The sequence below is a fragment of the Hydrosulfovibrio ferrireducens genome, from assembly GCF_046883345.1.
GTDB lineage: Bacteria > Desulfobacterota > Desulfobulbia > Desulfobulbales > Desulfurivibrionaceae > Thiovibrio > Thiovibrio ferrireducens.
The window spans coordinates 63,464-79,261 of sequence record NZ_JALKCW010000004.1 but is presented as its reverse complement, the minus strand read 5'-3'; the positions used below and the strand labels follow the sequence as shown (position 1 = coordinate 79,261).

At 57.8% G+C, this 15,798-nt stretch carries 12 protein-coding genes; 2 read left to right on the top strand and 10 right to left on the bottom strand.

Annotation, left to right across the window (positions count from 1 at the left end; translation table 11 throughout):
• Nucleotides 1-401: 401 nt before the first annotated feature.
• The 3 genes from fabD to ileS all read right to left on the bottom strand — a co-directional run bounded on the left by fabD (nt 402) and on the right by ileS (nt 5,075).
• Nucleotides 402-1,343 carry an ACP S-malonyltransferase gene (gene fabD / locus MWR57_RS00955; protein ID WP_423122907.1) on the bottom strand — a complete coding sequence of 314 codons (942 nt, stop codon included), beginning with the start codon at nt 1,341-1,343 and terminating at the stop codon, nt 402-404.
• A gap of 448 nt (nt 1,344-1,791) precedes the next feature.
• Nucleotides 1,792-2,289 carry a signal peptidase II gene (gene lspA / locus MWR57_RS00950; protein WP_423122906.1) on the bottom strand — a complete coding sequence of 166 codons (498 nt, stop codon included), beginning with the start codon at nt 2,287-2,289 and terminating at the stop codon, nt 1,792-1,794.
• Nucleotides 2,286-5,075: an isoleucine--tRNA ligase gene (ileS, locus tag MWR57_RS00945; RefSeq protein ID WP_423122905.1), complete on the bottom strand. Its 2,790-nt coding sequence runs from the start codon at nt 5,073-5,075 to the stop codon at nt 2,286-2,288. Before ileS ends, lspA begins: the two co-directional genes overlap by 4 nt.
• 315 nt (nt 5,076-5,390) lie before the next feature.
• On the opposite strand from ileS, the gene MWR57_RS00940 reads away from it, so the two are divergent.
• Both MWR57_RS00940 and MWR57_RS00935 read left to right on the top strand, forming a co-directional pair.
• Entirely contained in the window at nt 5,391-6,149 is a 759-nt protein-coding gene (locus MWR57_RS00940; RefSeq protein ID WP_423122904.1) for an ATP-binding protein, read from the top strand.
• 356 nt (nt 6,150-6,505) lie between these two features.
• Nucleotides 6,506-8,401 (top strand): flagellar hook-basal body complex protein, encoded by a 1,896-nt coding sequence (locus tag MWR57_RS00935; protein WP_423122903.1) that lies wholly within the window; start codon nt 6,506-6,508, stop codon nt 8,399-8,401.
• Nucleotides 8,402-8,461: 60 nt separating this feature from the next.
• Here MWR57_RS00935 and MWR57_RS00930 read toward each other — a convergent pair whose 3' ends face one another.
• The 7 genes from MWR57_RS00930 to MWR57_RS00900 all read right to left on the bottom strand — a co-directional run bounded on the left by MWR57_RS00930 (nt 8,462) and on the right by MWR57_RS00900 (nt 15,798).
• Nucleotides 8,462-8,794, bottom strand: a complete 333-nt coding sequence (locus MWR57_RS00930) for a type II toxin-antitoxin system HicB family antitoxin (protein WP_423122902.1) — start codon at nt 8,792-8,794, stop codon at nt 8,462-8,464.
• The gene (locus MWR57_RS00925; protein ID WP_423122901.1) at nt 8,791-9,045 is read right to left on the bottom strand and encodes a type II toxin-antitoxin system HicA family toxin; all 255 of its coding nucleotides are present in this window, start codon (nt 9,043-9,045) and stop codon (nt 8,791-8,793) included. Before MWR57_RS00925 ends, MWR57_RS00930 begins: the two co-directional genes overlap by 4 nt.
• Nucleotides 9,046-9,399: 354 nt before the next feature.
• Nucleotides 9,400-11,814, bottom strand: coding sequence for a flagellar hook-basal body complex protein (locus MWR57_RS00920; protein ID WP_423122900.1), 2,415 nt, complete (start codon nt 11,812-11,814; stop codon nt 9,400-9,402).
• Nucleotides 11,815-11,856: 42 nt separating this feature from the next.
• Nucleotides 11,857-12,525 carry a flagellar hook assembly protein FlgD gene (locus MWR57_RS00915; protein ID WP_423122899.1) on the bottom strand — a complete coding sequence of 223 codons (669 nt, stop codon included), beginning with the start codon at nt 12,523-12,525 and terminating at the stop codon, nt 11,857-11,859.
• A gap of 20 nt (nt 12,526-12,545) precedes the next feature.
• Nucleotides 12,546-14,336 (bottom strand): flagellar hook-length control protein FliK, encoded by a 1,791-nt coding sequence (locus MWR57_RS00910; RefSeq protein WP_423122898.1) that lies wholly within the window; start codon nt 14,334-14,336, stop codon nt 12,546-12,548.
• 479 nt (nt 14,337-14,815) lie between these two features.
• Nucleotides 14,816-15,313, bottom strand: a complete 498-nt coding sequence (locus tag MWR57_RS00905; protein ID WP_423122897.1) for a MotE family protein — start codon at nt 15,311-15,313, stop codon at nt 14,816-14,818.
• Nucleotides 15,314-15,348: 35 nt separating this feature from the next.
• Complete coding sequence (locus tag MWR57_RS00900; RefSeq protein ID WP_423122896.1) at nt 15,349-15,798, bottom strand: flagellar export protein FliJ; 450 nt, start codon at nt 15,796-15,798, stop codon at nt 15,349-15,351.

Sequence of the window (15,798 nt, the reverse complement as noted above, 5' to 3'; positions counted from 1 at the left end):
GCTGACGAATATTTCGAAACGCTGGACGATGCCGATTAAAAACTGGAAATCGGCGCTGAATCAGTTCAGCATCATGTTTGAAGACAGGCTGCCGGAATTTTGATCACAAAAACCATTTACACAAAATTCTTTACACACCCTTACGGGGCAATGTGGGATGTTATGCGGAATACGGATAAATCGTGCGAATTCTTATTCGTCCGCTGTTTCGCCGCAATTTCCGGGCAACGTATGCACCGTCAGCTACAATCGCATGCACCTAACAGATTGTCAATGCTGAAAAAATACGGGGATAGTTGGCGTGCGCGGAGAGGAACAAGGGAGTATTGGAATGGACAGGCAGACAAGGCGGGAACCCGAACAGGATTTCCCGCCTTTCTCCCTTCAGACTTGCGGTTTCCTTACAGCTCTTCCAGCATTTTGCCCAGCCCTTCCGGGGTATCAAACTGGAAGCAGCGGTGTTCGTAGTCAGGCGGGATGATCTTGCCCAAAAGCCCGGTAAGCACCGTCTTGGGGCCGACCTCGATAAAGACCCGCACCTCCTCGGCCATCAGCTTCTCCACAATCTCCAACCAGCGGACGGTGGAGGCGATCTGACGCGCCATGATCTGCCGGATCGCGGCAGGGTCGCTCTCGGAAGCGGCAGTGACGTTGAAGAGAACCGGCGTGGCCGGGGCGTTGAAGGTCACCTTGGCCATGGCCGCCTCGAAATCCGGGACCGCGCCGGCGATCAACTCGCTGTGCCAGGCGCCGCTCACCTTGAGGGGAATCGCCTTGCCGCCCTTCTCCTTGACCAAGGGCGCGGCAACGGCAAGGGCCGCTTCCTCGCCGGAGATCACGATCTGTCCGGCGGAGTTGTGGTTGGCCACGGTGATCTTGCCAGCAGCCTTGGCGCTTTCCACGATCCCGCGCACCGCCTCGATGGGCAGTTTCACCACGGCCTGCATGCCGCCGGGATTTGCGGCAGCCTCGCGCTCCATCAAGCGGCCGCGTTCGGTGACCAGACCCAGGGTCTCCTCGGCACTCACGATCCCGGCGGCAGCAAGCGCCCCGTACTCGCCCAGGCTGTGACCGGCAAAAAATGCCGGTTTCACTCCGGCTTTGGCCAGGGCCTGCCAGCAGATGAGGTTCATCACGGTCATGGCCGGTTGCAGATGCACGGTGCGGGTCAGCTCCTCCATGGGGCCGTCCTGGCAGAGGCGGGTGAGCGGGAAGCCGCTGATTGTTTCCGCCATGGCCATGAGGGCGCGGGCATCAGCGTCCGTTTCCAAAAATTCCTTGCCCATGCCCAGAAACTGGGAGCCCTGCCCTGGAAAAAGAACCGCTATTTTTTGTTCTGCCATGCCGAACTCCGATCATTTATTTTTTTTCTTGTGATATCTGCCAGTCGTAGGTCGGGTAGAGCGTAGCGAAACCCGACACAATAAATTTAGCGCAGAAGGCAACTGATACAATACCGCCGGTCACGGGCAAGAGGCGCGATTTTTTTCTCTGCCGTCGTAACCCACGGGCGGCGAAGATTCTTGTGTATGAGGCGAGTATCAGGTGTTCCGATAACGTTACTGTCGGGTTTCGCTTTGCTCTACCCGACCTACCAACTGCCATAACCGAACTCCGATCATTTATTTTTTTCTTGTGATATCTGCCAGTTGCAAGACAAACAAAACACCCTTCGACAGGCTCAGGGCGAACGGATGCTTTTTATGCGTATTGATATATTCCGCTCGTGCTGAGCCTGTCGAAGCACCGGACCTCAAGAATCTTCGGTGTTGCTCCGGAACTCTTCACTTTTCATTTTTCACTTTCCTGCGGCGGATACAACAAGCTGCCCAGAATGAACAAGCCAACCCCGACACAAATGGCTGAATCCGCCACATTGAAGGCCGGCCAGTGGTGGCTGCCGACATAAAAATCCAAAAAATCCACCACCGCGCCGAAACGCAACCGATCGATGAGATTGCCCACCGCGCCCCCGGCGATCAGGCCGATGGCATGGGCAAAGATCTTGCCCTGGTTGCGAAACTGGCGGTAGGAAAAAGCCATCACCCCAAGGGCGAGCGCGGCCACGCCGACAAAGAACACCTGCCGCCAGATGGTCTGGGCTCCGGCCAGCATGCCAAAGGCCGCCCCGGTGTTGGTGAGATAGGTCAGGTTGAACAGGCCGGGGATGACGGGCAGCAGCTCAAACATGGCAAAGCGGTCCATAACCCAAGCCTTGGTTGCCTGATCGAGCACAACCACCGCCAGCAGCCAGGCCAGTGGAATGATGGGCGAGCCGGGCTTTTTCAATTGCTCACCACAGCGGTGCAGCGGGGGCAGAGGCTGGGATGCTCGGTATCGCTGCCCAACTCCTCGGAACGCAGCCAGCACCGCTCGCATTTTTCACCCCTGGCCGAACGCACCAGCACGGAAAGCTCCGGCAATTCGGTGCTGACAAAGCCCGGTTCCGGCAGGGAAGCCATCAGCTCCATCCTTGAAACAATGGCCACGCTTTGCAGGGTTTCCCAATGAGCAGCCAGAAACTCGCCCAGCTCGCCAGCAGCAGCCACCACCACCTCCGCCTCCAGGGAATGGCCGATCACCTTGTCGCGCCGGGCAATCTCCAGAGCCTTGGTCAATTCGCTCCGCACCCGCAAAACCTTGTCCCACTTCTCGGCCAACGCTTTGTCGCCAACCCGTTCCGGCTTCAGCTCCGGAAACAGGGCGACACAGACATTGTCCTCGCGCTTGGCAGCACCGGGGAGAAAATCCCACACCTCGGCGGCCATGAAGGTGAGGACCGGGGCCATGAGCCGGGTCAGACCATCGACAATCTCATACAGAGCAGTCTGGGCGGCCCGCCGCTCGCGGGAATTGGCAGGCAGGGTGTAGAGCCGGTCTTTGAGCACATCCAGATACAGGGCGGACATGCTCACCGTGCAGAAATTGGTCAGGCCATGGAACACGGGGTGGAACTCAAAAACCTCATACCCCTTGAGCACCTTCATCTTCAACAACTCAAACTGATACAGAGCCCAGCGGTCCAGCTCGTCCATCTCGCTGTCGGGCACCGTGTTGGTGGCCGGGTCGAAGTCGTAGAGATTGCCGAGGATGAAGCGCACCGTGTTGCGGATCTTGCGGTAGGCATCGGCCAGTTGCTGGAGGATGGTGTCGGATATCTTGATGTCGTCGCGGTAATCCTCGGAAGCCACCCACAACCGCAATATCTCGGCCCCGTACTTCTTGATGATCTCCTCCGGGGCAATGACGTTGCCGATGGACTTAGACATCTTCTTGCCCTGGCCGTCCACGACAAAGCCGTGGGTGAGCACGGATTTGTAAGGCGGGATGCCCCTGGTGCCCACCGAGGCCAGAAGCGCGCTCTGGAACCAGCCGCGATGCTGGTCGCTGCCTTCGAGATACAGGTCGGCAGGCGCAGCCAGCTCTGGACGCTCCTCCAAAACGGCGGCGTAGCTCACCCCGGAATCGAACCAGACATCCAAGATGTCTTCTTCCTTGATAAAGTCAGTGGAGCCGCATTTGCGGCATTTGGCATCCGGACCGATGAAATCGGCCAGCTCATGGCTGAACCAGGCGTCCGCCCCCTCTTTTTCAAACAGACCGGTGATGCGGCCCATGATGGTTTCGTCGTTGAGCACCTCGCCGCACTCGCCGCAGTAGACCACGGTGAGGGGCACGCCCCAGGTGCGCTGGCGGGACAGGCACCAGTCCGGCCGATTCTCCACCATGCCGAGGATGCGCTCCATGCCCCATTGAGGTATCCAGCGCACGTCTTTGATCGCGGCCAGGGCCTTGTTGCGCAGCTCGTTGGCCTCCATGGAGATGAACCACTGCTCGGTGGCCCTAAAGATCACCGGCTTCTTGCAGCGCCAGCAATGGGGATAACTGTGGGAGATCTTGGCCTCCTTGATCAGCGAGCCCTGTGCTGCCATATCCGCGTTGATCTGCGAATTGGCGTCAAAGATAAAGAGCCCGGCATAGGGTCCGGCCTCCTCGGTGAAACGGCCATCGTTGCCCACCGGCGAAAGCACGGGCAGGTTGTAGTTGATCCCGGTCATGTAGTCTTCCCGGCCATGGCCCGGTGCGGTATGCACGCAGCCGGTGCCGGTGTCCAGGGTCACGTAATGGGCCAGGACCATGAGCGACTCACGATCGAGAAAGGGATGGCGGCACTTCCGGCCTTCGAGCAGCCTGGCGGAAAAGGTGGCGATGATCTCATAATCGTTCATGCCCCATGCGGCCAAAGCCTGCTCCACCAAGCCCTCGGCCAGGATCAGCACCTCGCCTGCCACCCGAACCGCGGCATAGGGGTAATCGGGATGGAAGGCCACCGCCAGGTTGGCCGGCAGGGTCCAGGGCGTGGTGGTCCAGATCACGGCGGAGACCTTCTGATTGGCCAGGGCGGGAATAGCATCGCCCAGATCCTCGGCCACCGGAAACTTCACATAGATAGACGGCGAGGTATGGTCGTAATACTCCACCTCGGCCTCGGCCAGTGCGGTCCGGCAGGAGGAACACCAATGCACCGGCTTCTTGCTGCGGGTCACCGCGCCGGAGAGGAGAAACCGGTTGAACTCCCGGGCAATACTCGCCTCGTACTTGTAATCGATGGTCAGATAGGGGTTTTCCCAATCGCCCAGCACCCCGAGACGCTTGAACTCATCCTTTTGCCGCTTGATCCATTTCCCGGCGTAGTTGCGGCAGGCGCCCCGGAAGGCGAGCTTGCCGATCTCCTTTTTTTTCGAGCCGAGATCCTTGTCCACGTTGAGCTCGATGGGCAGACCGTGGCAATCCCAGCCCGGCACATAGGGGCAATGAAAACCCGCCATGCGCCTGGCCTTGAGGATGATGTCCTTCAAGATCTTGTTCAAGGCGTGGCCCATGTGGATGTGGCCGTTGGCATAGGGAGGGCCGTCGTGCAGGATGTAAAGGGGTCTGGACGCGGTCTGCTCCTGCACCTTGGCGTAGAGATTGGACTCTTCCCAGGCCTTAAGAACCTCCGGTTCCCTTTGGGACATGTTGGCCTTCATCTTGAAATCGGTTTGAGGCAGGTTCAATGTCGCCCGGTAATCCATGGGTGATCTCCATATGTTAACTTAGTGCAGAGTGCTAAGGGCCGAGTGCTGAGTGTTGAAATTAAGCGGATAAACATACCAGCTCGCCCGCAAGTTGCAAGGTAAAATCGCCGGGATTCCGGGCGGTTCGCCCTGCCGACCGGCTTTGGGTTTGACATTCCCCGGCCTGATTCCTATATTGGGTTGATTCATCAAAAATGAAGAAGATTAACGCAGAGGCGCAAAGGCGCTAAGTTTTCTTTTCCCTGTAGTTCTCTCTGCATCTCTGCGTCTCTGCGCCTTTGCGTTAAAAGAATTCCCCACTGGAGAAATCACATGCCTAAAATTATCGCCCTGGCCGGCAAGGGCGGGGTCGGCAAGACCACCATCTCGGCCCTGCTCATCAAATACCTCACCGAACGGGGCATGACCCCCATCCTGGCCGTGGATGCCGATGCCAACGCCAATCTCAACGAGCTGCTGGGGCTTACGCTTAACGCCACCATCGGCCAGATCAGAAAGGAACTCAAGGGCGATATGCCGCCCAACATGACCCGGGACCAGTACATGGAGATGAAGGTACACCAAGCCCTGGTGGAAGCCTCCGGATTCGACCTCATGGCCATGGGCCAGCCCGACGGCCCGGGCTGCTACTGCGCGGCCAACCAGCACCTGGCCATGACCATGGACCATCTGGCCGACAACTACAAGTACATCGTGGTGGACAACGAGGCGGGCATGGAACACCTCAGCCGCATGAACCTGCGCGATATCGACTATCTCATCGTGGTCTCCGACCCCTCGGCCCGGGGAATCATGACCGCCAAACGCATTGCCGAACTCACCGGCCCTTTGGGGGTCACGATCAAGAAAAAATGCCTCATCGTCAATCGGGTGCCGGAACCGGCCAGCGAGGAATTGCTGGCCAAGATCGACGAGGCGGTGCAATCCACCGACCTGCCCCTGGGCGGCCTGTTGCCCGCAAGCAACGAACTGGTGGCCCAGGAGATCGCGGGCAAATCGTATCTAACGCTCAATGCGGATGTGCCCGCAGTGCAAAAGGCCTTCGCCATCTTCGACGCGTTTCTGCAATAGGACAACATTGCCTCCCTGTTCCGGTTTCGGAAAAATTTTCCCGACCCCGGAACAAGCGATCCCCTTGCGCCAACCACGAACAACCTGGCACCTTGCAACTTTTTACCGACACTCCATTAATCCCCTCCCCCCTGGCGGGGAGGGTGAAGGAGAGTGGGAACTTGCTAGTATATCAGCAGGTTGCAACACCCCCACCCCCAACCCCTCCCGCAAGGGGAGGGAAGTTTTCAAGGGTTATAAGGTCCTGGCAAACTCACTCTACTTACACCGAAGTCGCCTCGCCATGCCTTTTGGCACGAGTTTTGCTTTACAACAAAGCGGCAGCTCCATACCCAAAACATCATGCGAGGCGCACCATGGATTTACTGGCATCTTTCTACAACGGCATAAGCGGCGTAAACGCCATGAGCCAGAAGCTCAACGTCACGGCAAACAATGTCGCCAATGTCAACACCAACTCCTTCAAGACAAGCCAAACCCAGTTCGCCGACATCTTTGAAACCACCCTCGGCTCCATCTCCGTGGGACACGGCGTCCAGCTTGGCAACATCGGGACCTCCTTTAGCGACGGCATGCTTGGAACCACCGGCAAGGCCACGGACATGGCGCTCAGCGGCCCGGGTTTCTTCATGGTGCGCCCTCCCGACGCCACCATGGCAAACACCTACACCCGTTCCGGAAACTTCGATCTGGTGAATCACCTGGGCGCCGAGCCCAACGCCTACAATCTGACCACCCAGACCGGCCAGTTCGTGCAGGGCTATAACCTGAGCGCCTCCAGCGGCTTGCCTACCACGGTCGGCGATATCCTGGTCAAGAGCATTGCGCCCCAATCGGCGACCAGCCAGGTGCAACTGATGCTGAACATCCAGAACAATCCGGCCTTGCAAGAGCCAACCGCCAGCCCGATTACCCTGTTTGACAGTTGGAACGGGATCGACACCGCCCAACCCATTGCCGCGAGCAACTACGACTTTAAAACCGCGCTGAAGATATACGGCCCGGCCGATGAAACCATTCCATTTTCGACTCCCTCGACCACCTACGATCTGACCGTCTATTTCGATGCAACGGCAAACCCCAACGAACAGGAGTTTCTCGTCACCTGTAACCCCGCTTTGGATCAGCGACTGAGCACCGGCGGCACCCGGTACGACAGCGCAACGGACAAGGGGGCTGGGGCCCTGCTCTACGGTGTGCTCTCCTTCTCAAACAACGGCGACCTGAGCAACATCCAGTGCTGGAACGTGCCGCCCGACGGCAACGTCGATCCGGCCGGTGTCACCAACCTGCTTACCCTTGCCAGGGGCGAATCCTACTACAGCTTCGACTTCAACTTTACCGGCACCCCGGTCAACAACTCCTCGACCCTGAGCTTTGGCAATACTCCCAAGCCGCTGGCGGTGGTCAGCCCCGCCCCGGCCTTCAGCTCCGCCACCACCTCGGGGCTCATCAGCGCCACCTCCACCTGGAACACGGTTTCGGACAGTCTCGGCAACACCGTGCAGGCCGGTGACACGATCACCCTTCAGGGTACCACCGGCGACGGAACCGCGGCCTCATACACCTACACGGTAAATTTTTCCCAAACAGTGGCGGATTTTCTTGCCGAGCTGGAGGCCCAATTTGCCTGCACCGCGGGAATAACCAACGGCCGGCTCACCCTCACCGACACCCAAGTGGGAGAAAGCCAACTGGCGATCTCCTCGATCACCCATGCCAACGCCGGCGGGGCCACTCCGCTCACCGACCCGGCCATTGCCCAGATCTTCGGCAACCAGAATTCCACCTTCACCGTTGAGCTTGAAGACCGGTATCAAAGCGCGGGGTTGACCACCACCAGCTACGCGACCCCTTCTTCGATCCTGTATCAAAGCCAGAACGGATACGGCAAAGGCAGGCTCCAGGACATCAGCGTGGACAGCCAGGGCTTTATCACGGGGCAATATTCCAACGGCCAGAACATCACCCAGGCCCAACTGGTGCTGGCCAACTTCATGAACCTGCAAGGATTGCGTTCCGTGGGCGACAACAACTTCGTTGCCTCGGATGAAGCAGGCATTGCGATGATCGGCACCGCCGGCGAGCCATCCTTCGGCACCGCCACCAACTACACCCTGGAGATGTCCAATGTGGATATCGGCAGGGAGATGGTGGACGTCATCACCACCCAGCGGGCCTTCCAGGCCAACGCCAAAAGCCTTTCCACCGCCGACGAGATGTATGAAAAATTGATCCAGATGATCAGGTAATCTTTGGCATCCCCCTCTCCCCAACCCTCTCCCGCGCGGGAGAGGGAGCTCACTTCCGCGCTATGCCTGCGCCGCCTCCTTAATGATTTTTGCCGCCCACTGATTAAGGCTTTTGCCTGCAAGCGCCGCAGCTCGTAACGCTGCCGCGTGTACCTCTGGCTGCACCCGCAGCATGAGCTTGCCGGATGCCGGTTTCTGCGGTTCTCTCCCGATCCTTTCACAGGTTTCGATGTAGTCGTCAACCGCTTCTGCAAAGGCGGCATGCAACTCTTTTACTGTATCGGCATGAAACCCGACGATATCGTGGATGCCCACTATATGGCCGACGAAGATATCATCGCGCTCGTCAAACTCAATCCGGGCCGCATATCCCTTGTAGTTCATAGTGTTCATTCTTTTACCCCCGCCGCCAGAAGAAAGGCTCTGGCATCTTCAACCTGATAGGGCTTTGCATCCTTTGAAGGATGCGGCCGATGAAAGGTGCCAACCGTCTTGTTGATCACAAACCGTACCCGCGAACCACGGCCTTCGATGGTTTCCGCACCAAGCGCAACAAACAAAGCCTCGATACGGTTCCATTCCACGGTTTTACATGTCGGAACTGCAAAAATTGCCTCAAGCGTTTTCTTGTGCTTACTGTTCATGCCCTATAATAGCGGAGCATCGCTCAGAATGCAATCACATTTTGATAGCACATGGCGTTGTCACAATCTTTCTGAATCAAACATGATGGGGTCGCAACAACAGCCCTTCGACAAACTCAGGAGAGCCTCGTCGAAGCACCTGTTTAAAGCAACCCCCCCTCTCCCCCCGCGGGAGAGGGCTGAGGAGAGGGGGAGCTAGCCAAGATAAGGCCATCTGCACCTTCACCCACCCCCCTGCCCCTCCCGTCGAGGGAGGGGAGTCTCCCCATAAACATCGTCTTACCCACAAAAAAAATCCGGCGGCTCGGAATATTCCGAACCGCCGGATCAGGCAGGAGACCTGGGGTGTGACTATTACCGCTTGATGTTGATCAGATCGGCCAGCATCTCGTCGGTGGTGGTGATGATCTTGGAGTTGGCCTGGAAGCCGCGCTGGGTGGTGATCAGCTTGACGAACTCCGCACCGAGATCCACGTTGGACTGCTCCAGCGAGTTGGGCGAAATCGTCCCCAAGCCGTTGGTTGCTGGCGGACCGGTGATGGGCGCGCCGGACTCGCTGGTTTCCCGGAAGATATTGCCGCCCTCCTTGTTGAGTCCGGCCAGGTTGTTGAAGCTGGCCAGAGCCACCTGGGCCCGTTGCAGCACCTGTCCATTGGAATAGTTGCCGGTGATGATTCCGGCGGTATCAACGGAAACCGACTGCAGAAAGCCCGCGGCAAATCCGTTTTGATCCTGGAAGATGGTGGTTGAGCTGTTGGCGTACTGGGTGGTGGACAACGCCTCGGTGCTGAAATTGATGCTCATGGTATCCCCGATCAGACTGCCATCCTCGCCGCTGGCATCGGCGGCAATGGTGGTAAAGAGGCCGGCGCCGAAAGGAGAGGAAACACCAGGCAAAGCATTTGTTATCGAGGTAATTTCCAGTTGACTGTGATACCCGGCGGCCGCAACATCATCGGCCACCCGGTCGGTGAGCACCAGACGCCCTGCGCCATCGATGGAGGCCTCGGCGTCAAACTGCTCTTCCAGCCAGGTCAGCAGATCCTGCATGGTGGGAGGGTTATTGGGTGCAGTAAGGGGTGAGCCAAAGTTGGTGCCTGCCGTAAAGGTTGCATTCACCGGGGTATTGTCTCCCCGTGCTCCGACAAAAACCAGGGCATCCGTGGCGGTAAGAGCAACCCCCGTACTGTCGAATACGCTGGTCAAAGGGGTGCTGGCATTGATCGGCGTCGTGCCGGGAAAGGTTGTGGTGGCCCGAGCCGTGGAAACCACCTGCTGTTTCGCGGTGGTGACATTAAAGGTGTTGGTGGTGGCGGTGCTGGCGCCGAAGGGATTCGCCCCGGCGCTGAAGGTAAAGGTGGTGACAGCCAGGCCGCTGGCGCCGCCGGTGGCATCGGTCATCTTTATTTTCCCTGCGGCGTCGATGGTGGAAGTAACCTTAAAGGTGGCATCCAGCGCATTGAGCAGATCCTGTACCTTGTCGGTTGCCGCGAGGGTATAGGTGCCGCTCACTGCGACTCCGCTGTTATCATACCCGGCAAAGGTCACCACCGCCGGAGTAATCGTATCAACCAGGGTGCCGGTGGAGTCATACACCGTATTCCAAAGGGTTTCCTTGGTGATGGGCGTTGAGGTTCCGGCGGTGGCATAGGCTGCACTGCCGCTGACCAAAACCTGACTGACGGCGGTGGCCTGACCGCTGTAGCGGGCGCCGAGATTGAGCTCAATCATCTGGTTGGTCGTAGCGCCGGTGAAATTCGCGGCAAAGGAGTAGTACTGGTCCGTATTGCCCAAGGTAAGCAGGTTGGTGCTCTGGGCCGGGTCCACCTCACCGTCGGGCGGCACGTTCCAGGCGGTCATATTGCTGATGGCGCCGGAGGTGGAGAAATCCAGCACCCCATAGAGCAGGGCGCCTGCCCCCTTATGGTTCTGGTAGTTGTAGGCGGAATCCGGGGTGTAGATGGAAGCCTCGTCATTGGTGCCGTCCAGGGCGCCGGTGGCGTCACGGCCGGTGCTCAGCACTCGCTGGTCTTCGCTGGGCTCGCAGGTGACCAGGAACTCCCACTGGTTGTCCTTGGTGGTGCGGTCGAAATACACGGTGAGGTCATGGCTCGCACCCACGGAGTCATACACCTTGATGGCGGTGGTGTACTCATAGGCATTGGCATCGATTGGCGAAGTGGGCACCGGCAGGGAAGGGTTGGTGCCATTCCAGGCGTCGAACAGACGCTGCTCGGTGGTTTCGTTGTTCTTGCGCGAATCCACGTTGGCAATAACCTGGATACCGGTGGTTGAAACCGGAGGGGTGGTTTTGCCGAGGTTGATATCGCCGATGGTGCCCTGCCGCTCGCCGGAGGTGGTATCCAGGGTCCAACCCTGGACAAAATTGCCGGTGGGGTTGACCAGGAAGCCTTCCTTGTCGAAACGGAATTCCCCAGCCCGGGTATACATGTCCGCCTCGGCGCTGCCCGCGGCCCGGAGCATGAAGAAACCCTGGCCGCCGATGGCCAGATCGGTGGCCGTGGAGGTGGACTCAAAGGAGCCCTGGGCAAAGATGCCGTCGATGGTGGTCATGGTCACACCGCGTCCGACCTGGGCCGCGCCCGCTGCGGTGGCAACGGACTGGGACAATACATCCTGAAAGGTCGCCCGGCTCGATTTAAAGGCGATGGTGTTGACGTTGGAAACGTTATCACCCAAAACGCTCATGGCGTTGCCCATGGTGCTGAGACCACTGATACTTGCGTACAACGAACTTGAAACGCCCATTATGCTACCTCCTGTTTTCTTGTGCTGTAATGTTCATGGGTCTCACTTCACCACCAAGATATCCGCCACGTTCATGGGTATCGATTTATCCACGGTTACCTGGGCCGTGGCTCCGTCAAAATTCACTCCGGTAACCAGGCCGGTTGAACGGTAATCAACATCTACTTTCTGCCCCAAGGCATTGATGGCAACCACGTTGTAGGTGTACAATCCATCGGCGACCACGGTCCCGCTGGGGGTTGTCGCATCCCAGGTCAAATCATGCACGCCCGAGGCGGCATAGCCAAGCTCAACGGTGTCCGCCATGCGGCCTGCCGAGTCATAAATTTCAATCCTGCAGGATTCGGCGGCATCGGCCAGGGTATATTGCGTGGTCGAAACCTTGCCTTCCACCACGCCCATGGTGTTTCCGGCCCCCTGCACCTCTTTGCCGATCAGGGTCAGAAGCTGGAGATTGTTCTGCGACACCTGGTAGCCAAGGAGTTTTTCCAGGTTATCGGACATCTTCATGGTGGCTTCCATGTTGGAAAACTGGGCGAGCTGCGAGGCCATGTCCGTGCTGTCCATGGGCTCCAGCGGATCCTGATGTTGCATCTGGGTAATGAACAGGGTCATGAAATCGTCACGATCCAGGGTGCTCTTGCCCACGGTGGACAGGGTCGTGGTGTCCTGAAGCGGCAAGGTTGCGCTGGTGCTTGCTGTGGTAGTCATGCTCTTTTCCTCTCTTGTTTTCAGGCAAACAGATCAACACCGTTTTCACGGCCATTTTCGGGCTGCGCCCGCTGGTAGAGAATATTCTCGGGCAGGTCCGCCAAGGTTGTCCTCCGCTGACCAGCGCCTTTTTCCAGCGAAGCGGCCTGGAACTGCTGCCAGGCTTCATTGCTGTCGCTATCCTTGTTCAAGGACACCATGCATTCGCCAAGGGCAAACCCCTGCTTTTCCATGTTTTCCCTGAATTGCTCCAGATTGCTTTCAAGCACCGCCTTCACCTTGGAATTTTCCATGCTGAAGGAAACAGCCACTTGGTTGTCGCGCACCGTCATCTCCACCTTAACCTCGCCCAATTCCTTGGGATAGAGCTTGAGAACCAGATGATGCTCCTGGTTGCGCAACCCCTGTAAAACCCCTTGGGAAAGCAGGGTGAAACTCTGCTGCTGGAGGGTGTGGGGCATATTGGGAACGTGCACGAAAGGCCGTGCCGCCTGGCTTGAAACAGCGGCTTGACCCACAGCCTCGCCCTTGGCAGCCGCACCGCCTTCGGCTTGAAAGACGGAGCTGCTTTCGACAAAGAGTTCCCCGCTGGCAAAGGCGTTCTTACCGTTTTGCGCCCCCTGCCCGTCCCTGCCCATGGCGGAAAAAAACTCCGCGGTTTCCCCGTCAAGAAGCGGCGCACCATCCGCATTTTCGGTGGCCATAAGATCCTCGGCCTGGGCCAGCTTCTTTTCCTGCGCCGCATCCGCGGCAGCTCCCTGTTGCACCTTGACCTTGGAAAGATCAACGCTTTCCATGAGCTTTTCAAAAACCGAAACCAGCGTCCCCTGAACAGCGGAAGAAAGACTCGGCCCCTTGGTTTCAAAACCGGACCGGGTCAACACCTCCTGCAGATCGGCAAGAAAGGCAATCGGGTCAGCCTGCAGCTTGTTGGCCTTCACATCGCCAATGGCCTGCTCCAGCATGTTTTTCAACCGGTCCAGGGTAAGGGTTACCGGCGGGCCGGATTCGACCAGACCTTCAACAACCGGCAAGCGTTCGGGCAACAGGGCGCGTTGCAACTGCTGGGAGACCCCGGCGTTGGCAAGGAGATCCTGCAATTCCGCCGCTTCAACCGCGGTGATATCGGTAATTCCGTCCCCTGCCAACCCCTGCAGGCCGGCAAGAAATTTTTGCAGATCAAGGGTATTGTCTCCTCGCACCGAGGCATCGCTGATCTTGCTCACCTCGGGGACTGGCACGCCAAGACGCTCAAGAAAGCTCTGGAGAAGCGGCAGATCCGTTTCCGGCGCGGTCACGGGCACTTCCTCCTGCAAGGCCTGAAAATGGCGGGAAAATGAATCAAGGAAATCGACCAGGGACAACGTGCCGTCCTGGCCCTTCATTTTTTCCATGAGCGCGTTCAACTGGCTTTCGTTCATGCCCGCATCCTTGGCGATCTTCTGGAGAAGGTCGGGATCAGGCACCGGAAATTTCCACTCGCCAGGCCCCATTTTTTGATCGGCCGCACTCTTCTGGAGATCTTGGACAAACAGCCCCAACAGAGCGGCCATGGTTGTTGCTTCCTCAGACCCTTCTTTTTTTGCCGAAGTAGCGGCCTCCGCCTTCCGATCAGCGGCGGAGGCAAGGGCGGCCTTGGTTTTCTGCATGCCGAGAAGGCTGCTTTTGCCCCTCCGTTCGGTGGCCATCTTTTTTTCCATATAGTCGGAAAAGTTAGACCCGGCTTTCTTGCCGGCGGGGGTTTTCACTTCCACCGCCGCCGTTATCTGGGACTTGGGGGCCGGCACAATGGGAATCATGAGTGCGTCCACGGAATTTCCTCGCTGATAAAATTGATCTTCCTTCGTGCATGGTATGGAGCACGCTTGACAATCAACCAAAGCAAAAGGTGTGCCATGCCGAAACAACACAATCAACGAAATGAATATAATAACGAAGAATCAACACGTTAAAAGAATTTTAAAAACGCCGATATTCCCCAAGAATGACCCCTTGTTGCCGCAAGAGAGGAAAAGAATTCCTCCAGACAAAACAGACCAGGGGACAAGAGAGCTGGGTTGGGCAAGAATTGCCGGGAGATGAAAAAGAAGGGCAAATGACACAGTTCCCTCGCCACTTGTAGGGGAGGATGAGGATGATGCAACTCTGCCAGAGAAAAGAACCCTGCGACAGGCTCAGGGCTTTTGCAAGAGCCGCCAAGGCAGGTTGTTCTCCGCCAACTTTCCAGACAAAAAAAGCCCCTCCGGCCAAACGCCGAAGGGGCTACAAAACCAAAATTAAACAACGCGGCTCAGGGCAAGCCGAGAAGTCTGCTCACCCGCACCGCTTTGTCCTGGGTCAGCTTGGGGATAATCTTTGCCACCACCTCCGCCTTCATGGCTTTCAGAATTTCCACCACCTCATCATCCTCCATTTTGTCAAGCAGAGGGGCCACCTTGGACGGGCTTATGGCGCTGTATATCTTGACCAGATTCTTAAACTGCTGATCCCGGGTCTTGCCTGTCCCGCCAAGCTGACCCTTGAGGTCTTCCTGCAGGGCATTGAGCTGGGTGTACTTCTCGTCCACTTCCTTGGCCAAGGCAGCGAGTTCCTTCTCTTTTGCGGCCAAGGCCTTTTCTTTTGCCGCCACGGCGTCTTCACGCTCCTTCAGTTGGACGGAAACGGAAATTTCCTGGGGCGTGAGCTTGACCGGAGATTTATCCTCCTGGGTAAAGGCGGGGATGGTCACCACCAGGGTCAACAACACGACGAGAATTGATATGAGGTAGCAGCAATTGCGTTTTTTCATGATTCCATCCGGGGTCGATAACGCCCCTTCCCTGCTCAGTGGAGATTCCCCTTGCGTCCGAAACGAAGCACCATCTGCTCGTCCGCCTCGTTCTGCTCCTTCTTCAATGCGGCCAGGAGAAATTTCTGATAATCCCGTTCCCTGGCCTTTTCCATCACCTTTTTATCCCGCATCTTGGCGGCAAGCTCTTCCCTGGCCCGGACAACAGCCGCCTGTCCGGCTTCCACCCGGGCAAAACCGGCCTCGACCTCCTGCTCCTTGCGGAAGATCCCTTCCACATAAAAAGCAAAGACCGGGGCAGACATTTTCCGGTGCTTTTCTTCCTCAAACTCGGCAATCAGTTCCTTTCGCTCCTGCTGCAACGCGGCAAGCCGCAGCTTTTCCGCCGCAAGCAGGGCAAGCTCCCTGGCCAGTTTCTGCTGGGCAAGCTCTTCCAGATTACGCCGCAGCCCGAGAACCGTTTCAAGCTTGAAATGATACGCCAT